This window comes from Haloarcula vallismortis ATCC 29715 (genome assembly GCF_000337775.1).
GTDB classification, from domain to species: Archaea; Halobacteriota; Halobacteria; order Halobacteriales; family Haloarculaceae; genus Haloarcula; species Haloarcula vallismortis.
This window is the reverse complement of the sequence record NZ_AOLQ01000040.1, coordinates 59,273-74,058: the sequence shown is the minus strand read 5'-3', so window position 1 is coordinate 74,058 and position 14,786 is coordinate 59,273. Positions and strand designations below refer to the sequence as shown.

Sequence of the window (14,786 nt, the reverse complement as noted above, 5' to 3'; positions counted from 1 at the left end):
GGCGGTCGGTTTGTGGGTTTCGAACGGGACCCGCCCATGGCTTTCAAGCCGCCGGCGGCCGACATTCGAGATATGGCACACATACAGGTCCACCGCGAGGATATTTCCCTCGATTCGCCAACACTGGTTGAGGGGCTCCCGGGTGTCGGCCTCGTCGGGAAGATAGCCGCGGACCATCTTGTCGAGCTCTACGACATGGAGTACTACGCGTCGGCTCACTGCGAAGGGCTGCCAGAAATAGCCGTATACGGGACAGACGACCCGGACGTTCGCCCACCGGTCCGGCTGTACGCGGACGCAGACCGTGACCTGCTCGTGCTTCAGAGCGACGCTCCGATCTCCCCGTCCGGCGCGAAAGAGTTCGCTAGCTGCATGGTCAGTTGGTTCGAGGCCAACGACGCAACGCCGATCTACCTCAGCGGCCGTCCCGCCGAGAAAGATGGGGTCCCAGACGTGTACGGTATCTCGACGGGCGACGGGGCGGGAATGCTTGCGGAGGCGGACGTGAATCCACCCTCTGAGAACGGCGCAATCACCGGACCGACCGGCGCGCTCGTTCACGAGTCACAGCGGATGGGGCTGACGAGCGTCGGCCTTATCGTCGAAGCCGACCAGCGGTTCCCTGACCCGGAAGCGGCACGGGCGCTGCTCCAGACGGGCATCAGTCCGCTCGCTGACTTCGAGATCGAAACCGAAGCGCTGGTCGAGCAGGCTGAGGAAATCGGGCGCGCCAAGGCACAGCTGGCACAGCAACTACAGGAGAATCAAGAGGAGAGCACGAGCGCACAGCCGCTCGGGATGTATCAGTAATGGCGGGCGCAGACGACATCGTTCGTGGGTTACTGATCGCAGTTATCGTCGGGATTGGCGCGGTTCTAGGGTGGGTGTTGTTTGTCAGAACGCCTGACAACCTCGCCCAGTTGCTCGGCGTCCTGCTGGTCGTTGCTGTCGCCGTTGCCACAGCCCGTATCGGTAGCAGTATCGCCGGCTCGCTCCTCCCGGCACACAACGTCGCAGAAGTCACTGTCGAAGGGCCGATCAGCCGTGACGGCGGCGGTGGTATCACCAGTCCGCCGGTCGGTGCGTCGGCCGACGACATCGTCGACCAGATCGAACGCGCTGATTCCGACCGCGGCTCGGAGGCGCTGCTTCTGAAGCTGAACACGCCGGGCGGCGAAATCGTCCCCAGCGAGGACATCCGCATCGCTGCCCAGCAGTTCGACGGCCCGACCATCGCCTACGCGACGGATGTCTGTGCCAGCGGCGGCTACGACATCGCCGCCGGCTGTGACGAACTGTGGGCGCGTGAGGGCTCTATCGTCGGCTCCATCGGCGTCGTCGGCTCGCGGGTCAATGCCAAGGATCTGGCCGACCGCCTCGGGCTCTCCTACGAGCAGTTCACCGCCGGCGAGTACAAGGACGCCGGCGTCCCGCTGAAGGAAATGACCGAGGACGAGCGCGAGTACCTGCAGGGCATCGTCGACGACTACTACGACCAGTTCATCGACACCGTGGCCGAGGGCCGCGAGATGGACGCCGAGACGCTCAGAGACACCGAAGCGCGCATCTATCTCGGCGACGCGGCCGAGGAGCGCGGGCTCGTCGACCGACTCGGGACACGAGACGATGTCGAGGCGAGTCTGGAACAACGGCTGGGCGAGGATGTGACGATCAAGGAGTACGAGCCCGAGCGCGGCTTGGCAGGGAAACTCCGCGGGGGCGCACAGCAGGTCGCGTTCGCGCTGGGTGCGGGTATCGCCGGCGTCGCCGACGGCGATATCGAGGGCCTCTCCTTCCGGCGGTAGCTCGGGAGGTTTTTTATTCGGGGACCGCCTTCGCCGTAGTGTGACTACGCTGGTGGTGTGTATCGACAGGGACAGTCCGGCCGCAGCGGCGTGTCCCGTCGTCGGCCGCGACGCTGTCGAGTCACTCATCACCCAGACAGGCGTCGTTGACCCGGAGGACAGCCGAGTCAACTGCCTGCTCGAAGGGCTCGCAGTCGCGGATGAACTCGAAGCCGAGGGGTCCTCGCCGGTCCTCGCTGTCGTCGGCGGTGGGAGCGACAGCGTCGGTTCGGACCGGGAAATCGCAAGCCAGATCGACGATCTGGTCGCCGAGCACGACCCCGATTCCGCCGTTGTCGTCGTCGACAGCGCCGACGACGAGCGGCTGGTCCCCATCATCGAGAGCCGCGTCAGGGTCGACGCTGTCGACCGGGTCGTCGTCCGCCAGGCCCGCGACATCGAATCGACGTACTACCTGCTCAAACAGTTCTTGGCCGATGAGGAACTGCGCAAGACGGTGCTGGTCCCCGTCGGGATCATCATGCTCGCGTTCCCGCTGTTGCTCGTCGTCACCAGCCCGACCATCGCCGTCGGCGCTATCGCGGCCGCCATCGGCGTGTTTCTCATCTACAAGGGACTCGGTATCGACACGTACCTCTCCCGGTTGCCCAGCCAGACCCGGGAAGCCCTGTACTCGGGCCAGGTGTCGCTCGTGACCTACGTCGTCGCCGCCGGCCTCTCGCTCGTCGGTATTTTCGCCGGCGTGCTGGGCGTCTCTGCGGTCGGCGATATCAGCCCCTTCCTGCTCGCGAATCGCTTTGCCTTCGCGTCTGTGCCGTGGCTGACCGGCGCTGCGCTGGCGGCCTCGCTCGGTCGCCTGCTGGACGAACTCATCCAGCAAGAGGGGGTCCGGAGCGCGTACGTGAATCTCCCGTTCGGTGCGGTTGCGGTCGGGCTCGTCGTTCGCGGCTTTTCTGCATACTTCCTCGAACGCGGCGGCGTGTTCGAGCCGTTTCAGGTGCCGGAAACGAACCTCGGCATCGTACAGATTCAGGGCTTCTCGCTAGAGGCTGGCACCCGTCTCGGGTTGTTCATCCTCGCAGGTATCCTCATCAGCATCGTCGGTGTCCGGGTAGCGACCTACGTCAGTCACACCGATATCGAGGACGAACTGGTGGAATAGACAGCGATTTACGCCGCCGCCGGCTACCGGCGGCTATGACAGACGGCGCGTGGGTTTCACTGTTCTCCGGCGGCAAAGACTCCTCGTGGGCGCTGTACCGGGCACTGGAACGGGACCATCCCGTCGAACGTCTGGTGACGGTCCACCCCGACGGCGACTCCTACATGTACCACGTCCCGGCGACCCGGTTAGCCCGCTTGGCCGCCGAGAGTATCGGCATTCCACTGGTCGAGATTGAACCTGCTGATTTCGAGGCCGACGACGTGCTTGATTCCGGCGCACAGGGCGATGCCGAACTCGAACCGCTCGAAGCGGCACTGCGCGAACTCGATGCTGAACTGGACGGCGGTATCACTGGTGTCACTGCCGGGGCTGTCGAGAGCGAGTACCAGACGACCCGCATCGAATCGATGGCCGACCGCCTCGAAGCCAACGTGTTTGCGCCGCTATGGCAGGAGAACCCCCGCGACCTCGCCGACGCGATGCTCGATGCCGGCTTCGAAATCCGCATTATCCGGGTGGCTGCGTACGGGCTCGACGAGTCCTGGCTGGGGCGCACGCTCGATGCCGACGCGCTCGACGAACTGGAGGCGCTCAACGATGAGTACGGCGTTCACATCCTCGGCGAAGGCGGCGAATTCGAGACGCTTGTGACCGACGGGCCACATATGGACCGTCGAATCGAACTGGAGTACGAGACGGAGTGGGACGGGAGTCGCGGGACGCTCCAGATTGAAGACGCGTGGCTGGCGTAATCAGGAGAGACAAAACGGCTGAGCGGGGTTAATTGCCGTCGGTTAATTGCGTGTGTGCACCGATAAGCGCACCCGCCAGGTCCAGACTCTCGACGTGCGTATCCTGATCGATTATTGACTGGCGGATGTCCGAATCGATGATGGTTGTATCCGGGAACACGATGGTCCGGTCGAGACTTGAGTTGACGAGTTCGGCTCCCGAGAGGACGTGGACATTCTCGCCGAGAGTGGTGTTCTCGATGGTAGCATCCTCTGCGACGACGTTGTGCCCGTCGAGTTCCCACGCGACGGCCTCCAGATAGCTTTCCGGCGTCCCGATATCGTACCAAGCGTCGTCAAACGTGAACGCGCGGACGGGACCGTCGTTGACGAGCCACTGGATGAACCAGCCGGGTTCGTCGGGATTGTTCCCATCTTCGAGATATTCGTCGAAGCGAATCGAGTCGGCCGGGAACGCGTAACAGGCAATCGAGACGAGCGTGCTATTGGGGTCGTCGGGCTTTTCCTGGAAGTCCACGACCTCCTCGCCGTCCAGTTCGATGAGGCCGTAGGAACTAGGGCTTTCTCGCGGGACCCGACATCGTAGGCGGCGAGCGTTGGGTCGCCGTACTGTTGGAAGTAATCGATGAACGCCGCAATATCGAAGCTAATGAGATTGTCGCCGGCGATGACCAGCAGGTCTTCATCGCCAAGCCCCTCGCGGTCGACCAACTGGGCGATCGCGCCGACGACGCCGAACTTTTCGTCCTCCTCAGCGGTTTCCTCGACGGTCAGAGACGGCTTCTCGAAGCTGCTCGCGGCGATGTGGTCCCGAAAGTCGTCGGCAAACCGCTGGTTCGTGCTGACAAACACGTCCGTAATGCGATTGTCCGCCTCTAACTCGCCGAGAATCCGGTCGATGATGGTTGTTTCACCGACAGGAAGGAGCATCTTGGGCCGGTGCTTGGTAACTGGCCAGAGCCGGGTGGCGTACCCGCCCGCGAGGACAATCGCCTTCATGTCTGCAAAGGGACAACCAGAATACAAGTTCTTTTGCATCGACTGGACCGCGGCACTTATCGGTGGTCCGGAGTACAACCGCGTATGACTGACGACGCCGACGGCCGGGGGACTGAGGACGTGAACCTCACGGAGAAAATCAATCAGACGAACGTCGACGAGCGGGTTTCGAGCCTGGAGGCGGCTTACGACGAGGTCCCGGTCACCGAGGAAACCTTCGAGCTATCACCTGACGAATACGCGGACGTGTTCGCCGCGACACGCGGGACCGGTTACTCCGGGAACAGCGTTGTGTTCGTCACGCGTGATGGCACCGACTTCCCGGAACTGAGCGACCAGATTCCCGATCAGGCGGCCGGCGACACCCGCGACCGTGTCCTGCTCGTGCTGGGCCGGGGTGCTGACGTGTGGGCACTTCCGGGCGGCGGCAAGGGCGGCGAGTACGAATCAGTGCAAGGGACCGCCGTCCGACGGGTCAACGAACAGACCGGTATCCGCTGTACGGTCACCGGCGTCGCGGAGGTCGTTCACTCGAAGTACTATCCAGACACCGACGCACAGGGGTCGGTCCACACGCTGGACATCTACCTCGAAGCAGAGTACAAGAAAGGGGCGCTCGACGTGGATGAGTCGGAGATCGTGGGCGCGGCGTGGTTCGCAGAGCCGCCGGAGCGGCTGACACCGGGAGCCGAAGAACGGTTCGCGGCCTTCCTCGACGACAGCGACGAGTAACACAGCCGCAACACCGCCGATTAGTGTTCGACTAATTCCACGAGGACGCCGCCAGTCGTCTTCGGATGGAGGAACGCCACATCGTGGCCCCACGCGCCCGGCCTCGGCTCCTCGTCGATGCGGTCGATCCCACAGGCACTGACCGTCTCTAGTGCGGCGGAGATGTCGTCGGTTTCCAGCGCGACGTGATGGATGCCCGGCCCGTTGCTGTCGAGGTAGCGTGGAATCGCACCATCGGCGTCCGGCAGCGGTTCCAGCAGCTCGAAGTAGCCGTTGTCCATCTCCAGAAACGTCACCTGGAGGCCGTCAAACGTCTCCTCGTGGACGACAGGCGTCCCGAAGGCGTCAGTGAACAGTGCCGCAAGCGAGTCGGCGTCGTCCGTCGCGATACCGGCGTGGTCGAATTGCATGGACGGCTGTACATCGGGATAGCTTATAATTCTGGGAGCATGGAGAGCTGGAAGGCAGGCCGCGATTTACGTTTCGACCGACCCTACATCGACGAGCCGGGCTGGTATTCGCCGAACACGTCCCGGAACACGTCACACACCTCGCCGGTCGTGGCGTAGGCCTTCACCGCGTCGATGATGTAGGGCATCACGTTCTCATCGCCCTCGGCGGCCTGTCGGAGTGCGTCGAGTTTCGCCTCGACGGTCTCGTCGTCGCGCTCCTCGCGGACGGTGGCGACGTTGTCCTGCTGGGCTTGCTCGACCGCTTCGTCGACCTCCTCGATGTCTTGCTCGCCCTCTTCCTCGACCTGATACTCGTTGACGCCGACGATGATGCGGTCGCCCTCTTCCTGTTCTCGCTGGCGTTCGAACGCCACGTCCTGAATCTGGCGCTGGACCCACTGCTCCTCAATGGAACGGCGCATCCCGCCGCGCTCGTCGACCTCTTCGATGAGTTCACGGGCCTCGGCTTCGAGTTCGTCAGTCAGTGATTCGACGTAGTAGCTCCCGGCCAGCGGGTCGATGGTGTCGGCCGCGCCGGACTCGTGGGCCAGAATCTGCTGGGTCCGCAGGGCCGTTCGCACGGACTCCTCGGTCGGCAGGCCGATGGCCTCGTCTTTCCCGTTGGTGTGGAGGCTCTGGGTTCCACCGAGGACCGCCGCCAGTGCCTGGTAGGACACGCGAACGACGTTGTTCTCGATCTGTTGAGCGGTCAGCGTCGAGCCGGCGGTCTGGGTGTGGAACTTCAACTGCTTCGACTTGGGATTCTGGGCGTCGAAGCGCTCGTCCATGATTTTCGCCCAGAGGCGACGCGCCGCCCGGAACTTCGCCACTTCCTCGAAGATATTGTTGTAAGAGGCGAAAAAGAACGAGAGTTGGGGGGCGAACTCATCGACGTCCAGCCCGGCCTCGATGGCGGCCTCAACGTACTCGATGCCGTCGCCGAGCGTGAAGGCGATCTCCTGGGCGGCCGTCGAGCCGGCCTCACGGATGTGATAGCCCGAGATTGAGATGGTGTTGAAACTCGGCGTTTCGGCGGCGCAGAACTCGAAGATATCGGTGATGAGCCGCATCGACGGCTCTGGCGGGTAGATGAACGTATTTCGGGCGATGTACTCCTTCAGCACGTCGTTCTGGATAGTCCCGCGAAGCTCCTCGCGGTCGACGCCCTGCTTGTCGCCGACAGCGATGTACATCGCCAACAGCACTGACGCCGGGGCGTTGATAGTCATACTCGTCGAAACCTCGTCGAGCGGGATGCCGTCGAATACGGTCTCCATGTCGTCCAGCGAGTCGATGGCGACGCCGGTTTTGCCCACCTCGCCGGCGGCCATCGCGTGATCGGAGTCGTAGCCCATCTGGGTGGGGAGATCAAACGCCATCGAGAGTCCGGTCTGGCCCTGGTCGAGCAAGTAATTGAATCTCTCGTTGGTTTCTGTCGCGGTCCCCATCCCGGCGTACTGGCGCATCGTCCAGAGCCGGCCCCGATAGCCGGTCGGATACACGCCGCGAGTGTACGGCTCCTGGCCAGGGAAGCCGAGGTCCGCCTCGTAGTCGAGGTTGGAGATGTCGTCGGGGGTGTATAGGCGGTCTACCTCGTGCCCTTCGGTGTCCGTGGTGAACGTCTCCTTGCGTTCGCCGAAACGGTCGACGGTGGGCTGGACATCGTCTTCCTCCCACTGAGCCTTCGACTCCCGTATCTCCGCCAGCTCGTCGGGGTCAAACATGGACGGATTGTCGGACGGCGGAGGCTTAAGGGTTCTTAAATCCTTCACGGTTTGTAATATACACCCCGCGGCAGTCGGCGGCGTGCTGTTCCGAGGTGGGTTTATATCGTCGCCAATTACCGAGGACGTATGCCAATCGAACCGGGTGACGGCGTCACCATCGAATACGTCGGCCGCTTCGAGGATGGGAACGTCTTCGATACGTCACGTCCCGAGGTCGCCAGAGAGCACGGACTCATCGAGGCACAGGGCGTCGAGGCGAGCGAGTACGCACCGCTTTCCTTCACTGTCGGTGCAGGGGAGATCATCGAGGGAATCGACGAGGCCATCGTCGGAATGACCGCCGGCGAGGAGGGAACTATCACAGTGCCCCCGGAGAAGGGCTACGGCGAGTTTCAGCCCGACCGCGTCCGTGAGTACGACCCCGAAACGTTCGAGGGTATGGTGGGAAAAGAGCCGGAGGTCGGCATCCACGTCGAGGCCGAAAACGGGCTTCACGGGGACGTAACTGCTGTCCGGGATGACGCCGTCGAGGTGGATTTCAACCACGAGCTGTCCGGTAAGACGCTTGTGTTCGATATCGAAGTCGTCGACATCAGATAATCAGTCCGTCGTCAGTAGCTGGTCAGTCGCCCGTGTCGTACTTATAGGTCGCTTCGTCGGGGTCGATGCCGAAGTCTTCGGGCCCCTCTTGTGGCTCGGACTCTTCAGGGTCCCCGGCACTGGCCTCTTTGAATCGCTTGCGGAGGTGGCCGGGCACCTCGAAGCGGTCGACGGCCACCCGGAGCGGCACCGCATCCGGCTGGATGTTCTCCTGCTTGGTCGCGAGCCGGTCCCGGAGCGGATCAGGGAGTTGTGCCGGCTCGATGCGCTCGAAGCCGAACTGCGCGAGGAACTCCGAGGCGTTCGTCAGCGAGTAGACGGTGTCGAACCCTTCATCGCCCGCGTACTCGACCAGCCGCTCGATGACGTGGGCACCGACGCCCTGATTGCGCCACTCGGGCAGGACGCCGATGCTGGTCAGTTCACACACTGGTTTGTCGCCGCCCTTGTGGATGCGGATGCGGCCGAATCCCGCCTTTTCGTGGCTCTCCTCGTCGATAGCGACGACGTAGTCCCGGGATCTGAAAGCCGTCTCGTCCAGCCCCATCTCTTCGATACGGTCGAGCAGCCAGACTTCTTCGCGGTTTTTCGCATCCCGGACGTACATACCTGAAACTTAACTGCCGCAGTCAAAAGGGTTTGCGGCGTGACTGACACGGGGTGACGACGTGGGAAAGAGGCAACCACTAAGACAGTTCAACATGATTGATTGCCCATGATATCGCTCGAAATGGATATGGTCCAGTACGACTGTCCGTACATCGACACAACACGAGAGTATGAGGTGTCGTTTCTGGCCAAACAATGGGATTTTCACCCTGTCGAGCGAGAGCTGGAGACCCGGATCATGGTCAACGGCGCGGACCGAGAAGAACTGGACCGCGGGCTGAACGCGCTCGAAGCACACGACCACATGGAGTCGTACCAGCTGCTCCGCCGGAAAGGTGATCTGGCGCTCATCCGCTCGCGTATCGACGAGACGAACGCGATGAGCGTCATCCGCGACCACAGCGGCTACATCACCGGGCCGTTCCGCATCCGGGATGGGTCGGAGATCTGGCACGTCGGCTTCGACACCGAACGCGTCGCCGAGGGGACCCTATCGGAACTGGAGCGCGATAACGACTACACGATTCGGTCACGGGAGTCGGTTGACCTCGAAGACTACTACGACCTGCTACAGAACATCGACTCGGCGAAGCGGCTGGTCAACGGCTGTCGCGAACTCTCAGAGGTGGAACGAGACACCTTAGAGAAAGCCGTCGAAGGCGGTTACTTCGACACGCCCCGGGACGCGACCCTGTCGTCGCTCGCTGATGAGTTCGACGTGTCGAAAATGGCCATCTCGAAGAACCTCCGGCGTGGCCAGCGGAAGATACTCGACCGCGTCACGACGGCGATGAACGACGTGACCGAGTGAGGGGCTGGCCCGACGCTCTGTCTGTGAGAACTATTCGGCCCCGCTGCCCTGCATCAGCTTCTGGATGTCTTCATCGGCCGCCAGTTCCGCCGGGTCGCCGCTGGCGATGATATCGCCGCGCTCGATAACATACAGGCGGTCCACGACCTCTGGGACGTGCGTGACGTTCGATTCGGCGATGAGGACCGCGATGTCACGGTCGTTGATGGCCCGGATATAGCGCTTGAGGTTCTCGACGACGACCGGGGCCAGTCCCTCAAGCGGTTCATCAAGGATGAGCAAATCGGGCTGGAGCGCCAGCGCTCGGCCGATGGCAACCATCTTTGCCTGGCCGCCGCTGAGATTCTGGACCTTCGCGTTCCGTCGGTCGTCAAGTTCGGTGAGCACGTCGTAGACGCTCTCGACGACCGCGTCCTCGTCGTCGATACCGCGGGCTTTCCCGCTGGTCCAGATGGGGAGCCGGAAGTTCTCGTCGACGGTCATCCCGGTAAACAGTTTCCGGTCCTCCGGTTGATAGCCGATGCCCCGCTTTGGAATGAGCTCTGAACGAATGTCGGTCAGTTCCTCGCCGCGAAATTTGACTGAGCCGCTCCAGACCGGCGTCAGACCCATGATGCCGCGGAAGGTGCTGGTCTTGCCGGCACCGTTGCGGCCGACCAGCCCGACCGCCTCCCCGGCGTTCACGTCGAGGTCGATGTCCTCGGTCACCTGAAATCCTTCGACGGCAGCGTTGAGGCCGCGAACGGACAGCAACGGCTCGCTACTCATCTTCGCCCACCCCCAAGAGGAGCCGCCGGAGTTCGTCGTCGGTTTCCAGCATCGTCGGCGGGCCGACCCCGTGGACGGCCCCCTGATGGAGGGCGACGACGCGGTCGGCGTACTCCGTGACGATGTCCATGTCGTGCTCGATGGTCACTGTCGTCACGCCCTCTGCTCGGCCGACCTCGACAATCGTCTCGATGACGTACTCCTTTTCGCGGGTCGACACCCCGGAAGTCGGCTCGTCGAGCAGGAGATAATCCGGGTCGAGGCCGAAGGACATCGCCACGTCGAGCAGTTTCCGGTCGCCGTGGGGGAGTTCCTCGGCGACGGTGTCGGCGGCGTCTTCCAGACGGAACTTCTCAAGCAGGTCTTCGACCTGCGCCTCCACATCTTCGTGGCCGTCAGCCATCGAGAAGAGGCTCCACGTCTTGCCCTGTTCAGTCAGCACGACCGTCCGAAGGTTCTCTCGGACCGTCATCTCCTCGAACACCTTGACGACCTGGAAGCTCCGGGCGATGCCGGCGTCGACCCGCCCGTTTGCCGACATCCCGGTGATGTCGTCACCGTCGAGGATGATTGAGCCCTCGTCCGGCGAGAGAAAGCCCGTCAGGAGGTTGATGAACGTCGTCTTCCCGGCCCCGTTCGGGCCGACGATGAAGACGAGTTCGCCCTCCTCTTTGCCGAACTCAAGCGTGATGTCGTCAGTCGCGACCAGTTCACCGAAGGACTTCCGTAGATTGCGTGCTTCGAGCATATCAGTCGACTCCAAAGAGGATTATCCGCAGGCTGGTCAGCGCCGCTGTCACCTTCCGTTCTATCGACTGCACGGCGGTCCGACCCCACGTCGACAGGACGGACGGTTCCCGGCGGAGTTCACCGAGCCGCGTGTTGACGATGCCGCCGGACCGGAGTGACCCGACGATGCCCCGCGGGAAGCCATACACCAGTATCAGGAGCACTACGCCAGTCAGGAACTCGTAGTACTGAGTAACGTCCTGACCCACGTCCTGCAGGAAAATGAGGACGACACCGCCGATGAGCGGACCGACCAGCGTCCGGAACCCGCCCAGAATCGCCATGAACAGGATGTCGCCCGACCGGAGGAAAAACAGCGTCCCCTCCGGGCGGACGTACTGGCGGACGACGGCGTACAGCCCGCCCGCGACGCCGCCGTAGATGCCCGAGATGACGAACGCGGCCCAGACGTAGCGGCGGACCGGCAGGCCGATGAACCGCGCCCGGGTCCGTTCCTGTCCGATGGCGTCAAGCGCGTTGCGGAACGGCGACTGCGTGATGCGGTACATCACAAACAGGCCGATGAGGATGACGACCACTGTCAGGTAGTAGGTGAGCACCTGGTACACGTCCGGGCTGAACGCGGTTCCGAACAGGAGCGGCTGATTGGCGGGACCGGGCCGAATCGGCAGTCCGTCGCTTCCGCCGAGTGCGCTCTGGCCGAGTGCGATGGCATACAGAAGCTGGCCGAACGCCAGCGTCAGGAGAGCGAAGTACAGCCCCGTGTGTCGTAGCGACAGCGCCCCGATGATGGCCGCCATCACCGTCGCTGCCGCGATAGCGCCGAGCAACAGCAGGCCGACGCTCTGGACGCCCGCATACCGTGCGAGGACTGCGGTCGCGTACGCGCCGGTGCCAAAGAAGGCCGCGTGGCCGAACGACGTGAGTTTCGTGTGCCGAAGCAGGAGGTTCAGGCCGACCGCCGCGAAGCCAAACAGCAGGCCCTGGTGGATGACGCTGAGCTGGAGGCTGTCGGAGAGGCCCGCGATGTCGGGAATGACGAACAGGAACACGACCCCGAGGCCGAGGAAGGCAGCCTCCCGACGGGTCATTTCAACCCCGAGGAAGCGATACGCCGGCGTCCCGTCGCGGTCGACGCGCTCCGGCATCATGCCGTCTCACCCCACGTTCCGAACAGGCCTTCAGGCTTGACCAGCAGGATGAGTGCCATGATTGCGAAGGGGGCCGCAATCTCGCCTGGTGGGTACAGCGTGATCATCCAGCTCCGTATGACGCCGACCAAGAGCGCGCCGACGAACGCGCCACGGAGGCTGCCGAGGCCGCCGATGACGATGACGACGAAGGAGAGCACCAGCGGATTGGTACCCATCTCCAGCGTCGCCGACGTCGGCGGCACCGCCATCGCCCCCGCAAAGCCGGCGAGGAACGCCCCGAGTGCGAACACAAGCGTGAACACGCGGTCGGTGCTGACGCCGATAGCGGTCGCCATCTCGCGGTCGATGGCCGTCGCGCGGATGATGCGCCCGGTCTTCGTGCGCTCGAAGAACCAGAACAGGCCCGCGACGACGGCCGAGCCGACGAGGATGACGAACACGTTGTAGGTCGGGTAGTTCAGGCCGACGAGTTCGCTCGTCGGGATCGTGTTGATAGCACTGTAGACAGCGTCGGTCCGTATCGAGCTGTCTCCCCAGATGAACTTCTTGACGTCCAGCAGGATGAGCAAGAGAGCGAAGGTCAAGACGAGCTGGTACACCTGGTCGCGGTCGTAGATCTGCCGGAGGAACACCGCCTCGAAGATGGTTCCCACGGGAAGGAGAATAGCCGCCGTGACGAGGACGGCGGCGATGACCGCGAGGACGAACACGACGGTGCCGACGACGCCACCGCCCGGTGGGCCGATGACGCCGATGATGAACCCGAACACGCCGATAGCGGTGTACGCGCCCAGTGAGAACAGTTCCCCGTGGGCCAGGTTCAGGACATCCAGAATCCCCAGAATGACGGTCAGCCCCGAAGCGATCATAAACAGGATGAACCCGAACTGGATGCCGTTGAGCGTCTGGACGAGCGCGGCTGTAGCTGAGACTGCCATGGCTCGGTATCAGGCGCTCCAGCTGTCCAGCCAGTCGCTCCCGGTGACGCCTGGCGGCGGCGCGGTTTCGGTCGCCGGGTAGGTGTTCACGTCCTCGAGCCTGGCCGCGCCGAGGTCGTCGTCGTACACCATCTGCCCGGCGAAGGAGTTCGACGCCCCCTGGTGGTCCTCGGCGATGTTGTGATAGCCTGCTGGCGTGAAGAAGCCGTGACCCTCCAGCACTTGGGCGATCTGCTCCTGACTGGGGTAGGTGCCCAGCAGGTCGATAGCCTTCTCGACGGCCGTCGCCCAGGCGGTGACCGCGCCGTACCCGCTCATGTAGTGGGCCGTCGGGACCGTTACGCCCTCCTGCTGTGTCGCGGCGTCGAACAGTTCGCGGCCGGGCTGCCAGTTCCCGAGCGCCGGCAGGCCCCAGTAGTAGTTGCGAGAGCCGGAGTAGATGTCCGTCCCGGCCAGCGCATCAGCCGGGACGTCGCCGGCCGCGCTGTACAGCGTCGTCCCGAACACCGTCGTGTTCTCGAACATGTTGTTCGCGCTGGCCTGCCGGACGAACGTCGTCACGTCGCCGCCCCATAGACTCGAGAAGGTCACGTCCGGCTCCTCGTTGTTGATGGAGGTGATGTGGTTCGCCATGTCGCTGGCCCCCAGTTCCGGGAACCCCTCGTAGACGATTTCGGCGTCAGTGAGCTGCTGGATGGCCTGCGTGAACACCCGCATCTCGTCCTCGCCGAAGGAGTAGCCGGGGTTGACGCCGGCGACGGTCGAGATGTTGTCCGCGCCGACCCGCTGGACGGCTTCCCGGGCCATCGTCACCACCTCCATGATGTCGTAGTTCTGGAAGCGGAAGGAGTAGGTCGGGTCGGGGACAGTCTCCTCGTACAGCGTCGTCACCGTTCCGTCGGTCCCGAGGTTGATGACCTCGTTTTTCTCGACCTCCGGAGCGATCTGGCTGTGCGTACCGCTGGAAATCGGGCCGAAGGTGACCTCTTTCCCCTCCTCGATGAACTGGTTGTAGCTGTCGAGCGGATTCGACCCCTCGTTGACCACGTCCAGTTCGATTTCGCGTTGCCCACCGATACCGCCCGCTTCGTTGATGCGCTGGACTGCGAGTTCGGCCCCGCGCTGTGCCTGAATCCCGAGGACGCCCGGCGCGCCGCGGGTGAAGGTCAACAGCCCGGCCTGTATCGGTTCGTCTGAAATTCCGCCACCGGACTGCCCGCCCTGGTCTGCCGCCTCGCCGTCGCTTAGCAGTGTCGAGCAGCCGGCGAGCGCTGCGGCGACGGCTGAGCCACCGACCGCGGAGAGCAGTTGTCGTCTGCCGATACCTTCGCTGTCATGGTCCGTTGTCGTTCGTTTCATAGGTATGTCCCAACGACGCCCGGACGAGTCTGGGCTGTCTGGTCACGTGGTGTGTGCCACGCTCACAGGGATAGCTGATGCTTCCGACGTAACCCCCGAATAACGGGAGGTTTACACGTAAACCACGGAAGCCGGTGAAACAGCGGAGCGGCGTTCTCGCGTCGG

At 63.4% G+C, this 14,786-nt stretch carries 15 protein-coding genes and 1 pseudogene; 7 read left to right on the top strand and 9 right to left on the bottom strand.

What is annotated here, in order from left to right:
• Nucleotides 1–36 precede the first annotated feature (36 nt).
• Genes C437_RS10330 through C437_RS10315 form a run of 4 tightly spaced genes read left to right on the top strand, consistent with a single transcriptional unit; the run spans nt 37 to nt 3,722 of the window.
• Nucleotides 37–810, top strand: a complete 774-nt coding sequence (locus C437_RS10330) for a proteasome assembly chaperone family protein (protein ID WP_004516895.1) — start codon at nt 37–39, stop codon at nt 808–810.
• Nucleotides 810–1,805 carry a signal peptide peptidase SppA gene (sppA, locus tag C437_RS10325; protein WP_004516894.1) on the top strand — a complete coding sequence of 332 codons (996 nt, stop codon included), beginning with the start codon at nt 810–812 and terminating at the stop codon, nt 1,803–1,805. The genes C437_RS10330 and sppA overlap by 1 nt, the downstream gene beginning before the upstream one ends.
• 40 nt (nt 1,806–1,845) lie before the next feature.
• The gene (locus tag C437_RS10320; RefSeq protein WP_049919725.1) at nt 1,846–2,967 is read left to right on the top strand and encodes a DUF373 family protein; all 1,122 of its coding nucleotides are present in this window, start codon (nt 1,846–1,848) and stop codon (nt 2,965–2,967) included.
• Nucleotides 2,968–3,002: 35 nt separating this feature from the next.
• Complete coding sequence (locus C437_RS10315; protein ID WP_004516892.1) at nt 3,003–3,722, top strand: diphthine--ammonia ligase; 720 nt, start codon at nt 3,003–3,005, stop codon at nt 3,720–3,722.
• A gap of 28 nt (nt 3,723–3,750) precedes the next feature.
• Here the strand turns inward: C437_RS10315 and C437_RS10310 are convergent.
• A pseudogene (locus C437_RS10310) lies at nt 3,751–4,721 on the bottom strand (sugar phosphate nucleotidyltransferase).
• 84 nt (nt 4,722–4,805) lie between these two features.
• On the opposite strand from C437_RS10310, the gene C437_RS10305 reads away from it, so the two are divergent.
• On the top strand, nt 4,806–5,453 hold the full coding sequence (locus tag C437_RS10305) for an NUDIX hydrolase (RefSeq protein ID WP_004516891.1): 648 nt from the start codon (nt 4,806–4,808) through the stop codon (nt 5,451–5,453).
• A 20-nt stretch (nt 5,454–5,473) separates the two neighbouring features.
• On the opposite strand, the gene mce is transcribed toward C437_RS10305, so the two are convergent.
• Together mce and C437_RS10295 are read right to left on the bottom strand one after the other, a co-directional pair.
• A complete protein-coding gene (gene mce / locus C437_RS10300; RefSeq protein WP_004516890.1) occupies nt 5,474–5,863 on the bottom strand; it encodes a methylmalonyl-CoA epimerase in 390 nt (129 codons plus the stop codon).
• Nucleotides 5,864–5,946: 83 nt separating this feature from the next.
• Nucleotides 5,947–7,629, bottom strand: coding sequence for an acyl-CoA mutase large subunit family protein (locus C437_RS10295; protein ID WP_004516889.1), 1,683 nt, complete (start codon nt 7,627–7,629; stop codon nt 5,947–5,949).
• A 129-nt stretch (nt 7,630–7,758) separates the two neighbouring features.
• On the opposite strand from C437_RS10295, the gene C437_RS10290 reads away from it, so the two are divergent.
• Nucleotides 7,759–8,232, top strand: a complete 474-nt coding sequence (locus C437_RS10290) for an FKBP-type peptidyl-prolyl cis-trans isomerase (protein WP_004516888.1) — start codon at nt 7,759–7,761, stop codon at nt 8,230–8,232.
• 22 nt (nt 8,233–8,254) lie between these two features.
• On the opposite strand, the gene C437_RS10285 is transcribed toward C437_RS10290, so the two are convergent.
• Nucleotides 8,255–8,839 (bottom strand): GNAT family N-acetyltransferase, encoded by a 585-nt coding sequence (locus C437_RS10285; RefSeq protein ID WP_004516887.1) that lies wholly within the window; start codon nt 8,837–8,839, stop codon nt 8,255–8,257.
• 108 nt (nt 8,840–8,947) lie between these two features.
• On the opposite strand from C437_RS10285, the gene C437_RS10280 reads away from it, so the two are divergent.
• Nucleotides 8,948–9,652: a helix-turn-helix domain-containing protein gene (locus tag C437_RS10280; RefSeq protein WP_004516886.1), complete on the top strand. Its 705-nt coding sequence runs from the start codon at nt 8,948–8,950 to the stop codon at nt 9,650–9,652.
• A 30-nt stretch (nt 9,653–9,682) separates the two neighbouring features.
• On the opposite strand, the gene C437_RS10275 is transcribed toward C437_RS10280, so the two are convergent.
• From C437_RS10275 to C437_RS10255, 5 genes are read right to left on the bottom strand one after another with little or no spacing between them, the layout of a single operon-like run.
• Nucleotides 9,683–10,420, bottom strand: coding sequence for a branched-chain amino acid ABC transporter ATP-binding protein (locus C437_RS10275; RefSeq protein WP_004516885.1), 738 nt, complete (start codon nt 10,418–10,420; stop codon nt 9,683–9,685).
• On the bottom strand, nt 10,413–11,168 hold the full coding sequence (locus tag C437_RS10270; RefSeq protein WP_004516884.1) for an ABC transporter ATP-binding protein: 756 nt from the start codon (nt 11,166–11,168) through the stop codon (nt 10,413–10,415). Before C437_RS10270 ends, C437_RS10275 begins: the two co-directional genes overlap by 8 nt.
• 1 nt (nt 11,169) lies before the next feature.
• Nucleotides 11,170–12,318 (bottom strand): branched-chain amino acid ABC transporter permease, encoded by a 1,149-nt coding sequence (locus C437_RS10265; protein WP_004516883.1) that lies wholly within the window; start codon nt 12,316–12,318, stop codon nt 11,170–11,172.
• Nucleotides 12,318–13,262, bottom strand: coding sequence for a branched-chain amino acid ABC transporter permease (locus C437_RS10260; protein ID WP_004516882.1), 945 nt, complete (start codon nt 13,260–13,262; stop codon nt 12,318–12,320). The genes C437_RS10265 and C437_RS10260 overlap by 1 nt, the downstream gene beginning before the upstream one ends.
• Before the next feature lie 9 nt (nt 13,263–13,271).
• A complete protein-coding gene (locus tag C437_RS10255) occupies nt 13,272–14,621 on the bottom strand; it encodes an ABC transporter substrate-binding protein (protein ID WP_004516881.1) in 1,350 nt (449 codons plus the stop codon).
• Nucleotides 14,622–14,786: the final 165 nt, after the last annotated feature.

Coding starts and splice junctions, on each gene's coding strand:
- C437_RS10290 (WP_004516888.1), top strand. CDS start 7,759: ATGCCAATCGAACCGGGTGACGGCGTCACCATCGAATACGTCGGCCGC.
- C437_RS10255 (WP_004516881.1), bottom strand. CDS start 14,621: ATGAAACGAACGACAACGGACCATGACAGCGAAGGTATCGGCAGACGA.
- C437_RS10275 (WP_004516885.1), bottom strand. CDS start 10,420: ATGAGTAGCGAGCCGTTGCTGTCCGTTCGCGGCCTCAACGCTGCCGTC.
- C437_RS10280 (WP_004516886.1), top strand. CDS start 8,948: ATGATATCGCTCGAAATGGATATGGTCCAGTACGACTGTCCGTACATC.
- C437_RS10305 (WP_004516891.1), top strand. CDS start 4,806: ATGACTGACGACGCCGACGGCCGGGGGACTGAGGACGTGAACCTCACG.
- C437_RS10285 (WP_004516887.1), bottom strand. CDS start 8,839: ATGTACGTCCGGGATGCGAAAAACCGCGAAGAAGTCTGGCTGCTCGAC.
- C437_RS10260 (WP_004516882.1), bottom strand. CDS start 13,262: ATGGCAGTCTCAGCTACAGCCGCGCTCGTCCAGACGCTCAACGGCATC.
- C437_RS10295 (WP_004516889.1), bottom strand. CDS start 7,629: ATGTTTGACCCCGACGAGCTGGCGGAGATACGGGAGTCGAAGGCTCAG.
- C437_RS10330 (WP_004516895.1), top strand. CDS start 37: ATGGCTTTCAAGCCGCCGGCGGCCGACATTCGAGATATGGCACACATA.
- C437_RS10270 (WP_004516884.1), bottom strand. CDS start 11,168: ATGCTCGAAGCACGCAATCTACGGAAGTCCTTCGGTGAACTGGTCGCG.
- C437_RS10315 (WP_004516892.1), top strand. CDS start 3,003: ATGACAGACGGCGCGTGGGTTTCACTGTTCTCCGGCGGCAAAGACTCC.
- sppA (WP_004516894.1), top strand. CDS start 810: ATGGCGGGCGCAGACGACATCGTTCGTGGGTTACTGATCGCAGTTATC.
- C437_RS10265 (WP_004516883.1), bottom strand. CDS start 12,318: ATGCCGGAGCGCGTCGACCGCGACGGGACGCCGGCGTATCGCTTCCTC.
- mce (WP_004516890.1), bottom strand. CDS start 5,863: ATGCAATTCGACCACGCCGGTATCGCGACGGACGACGCCGACTCGCTT.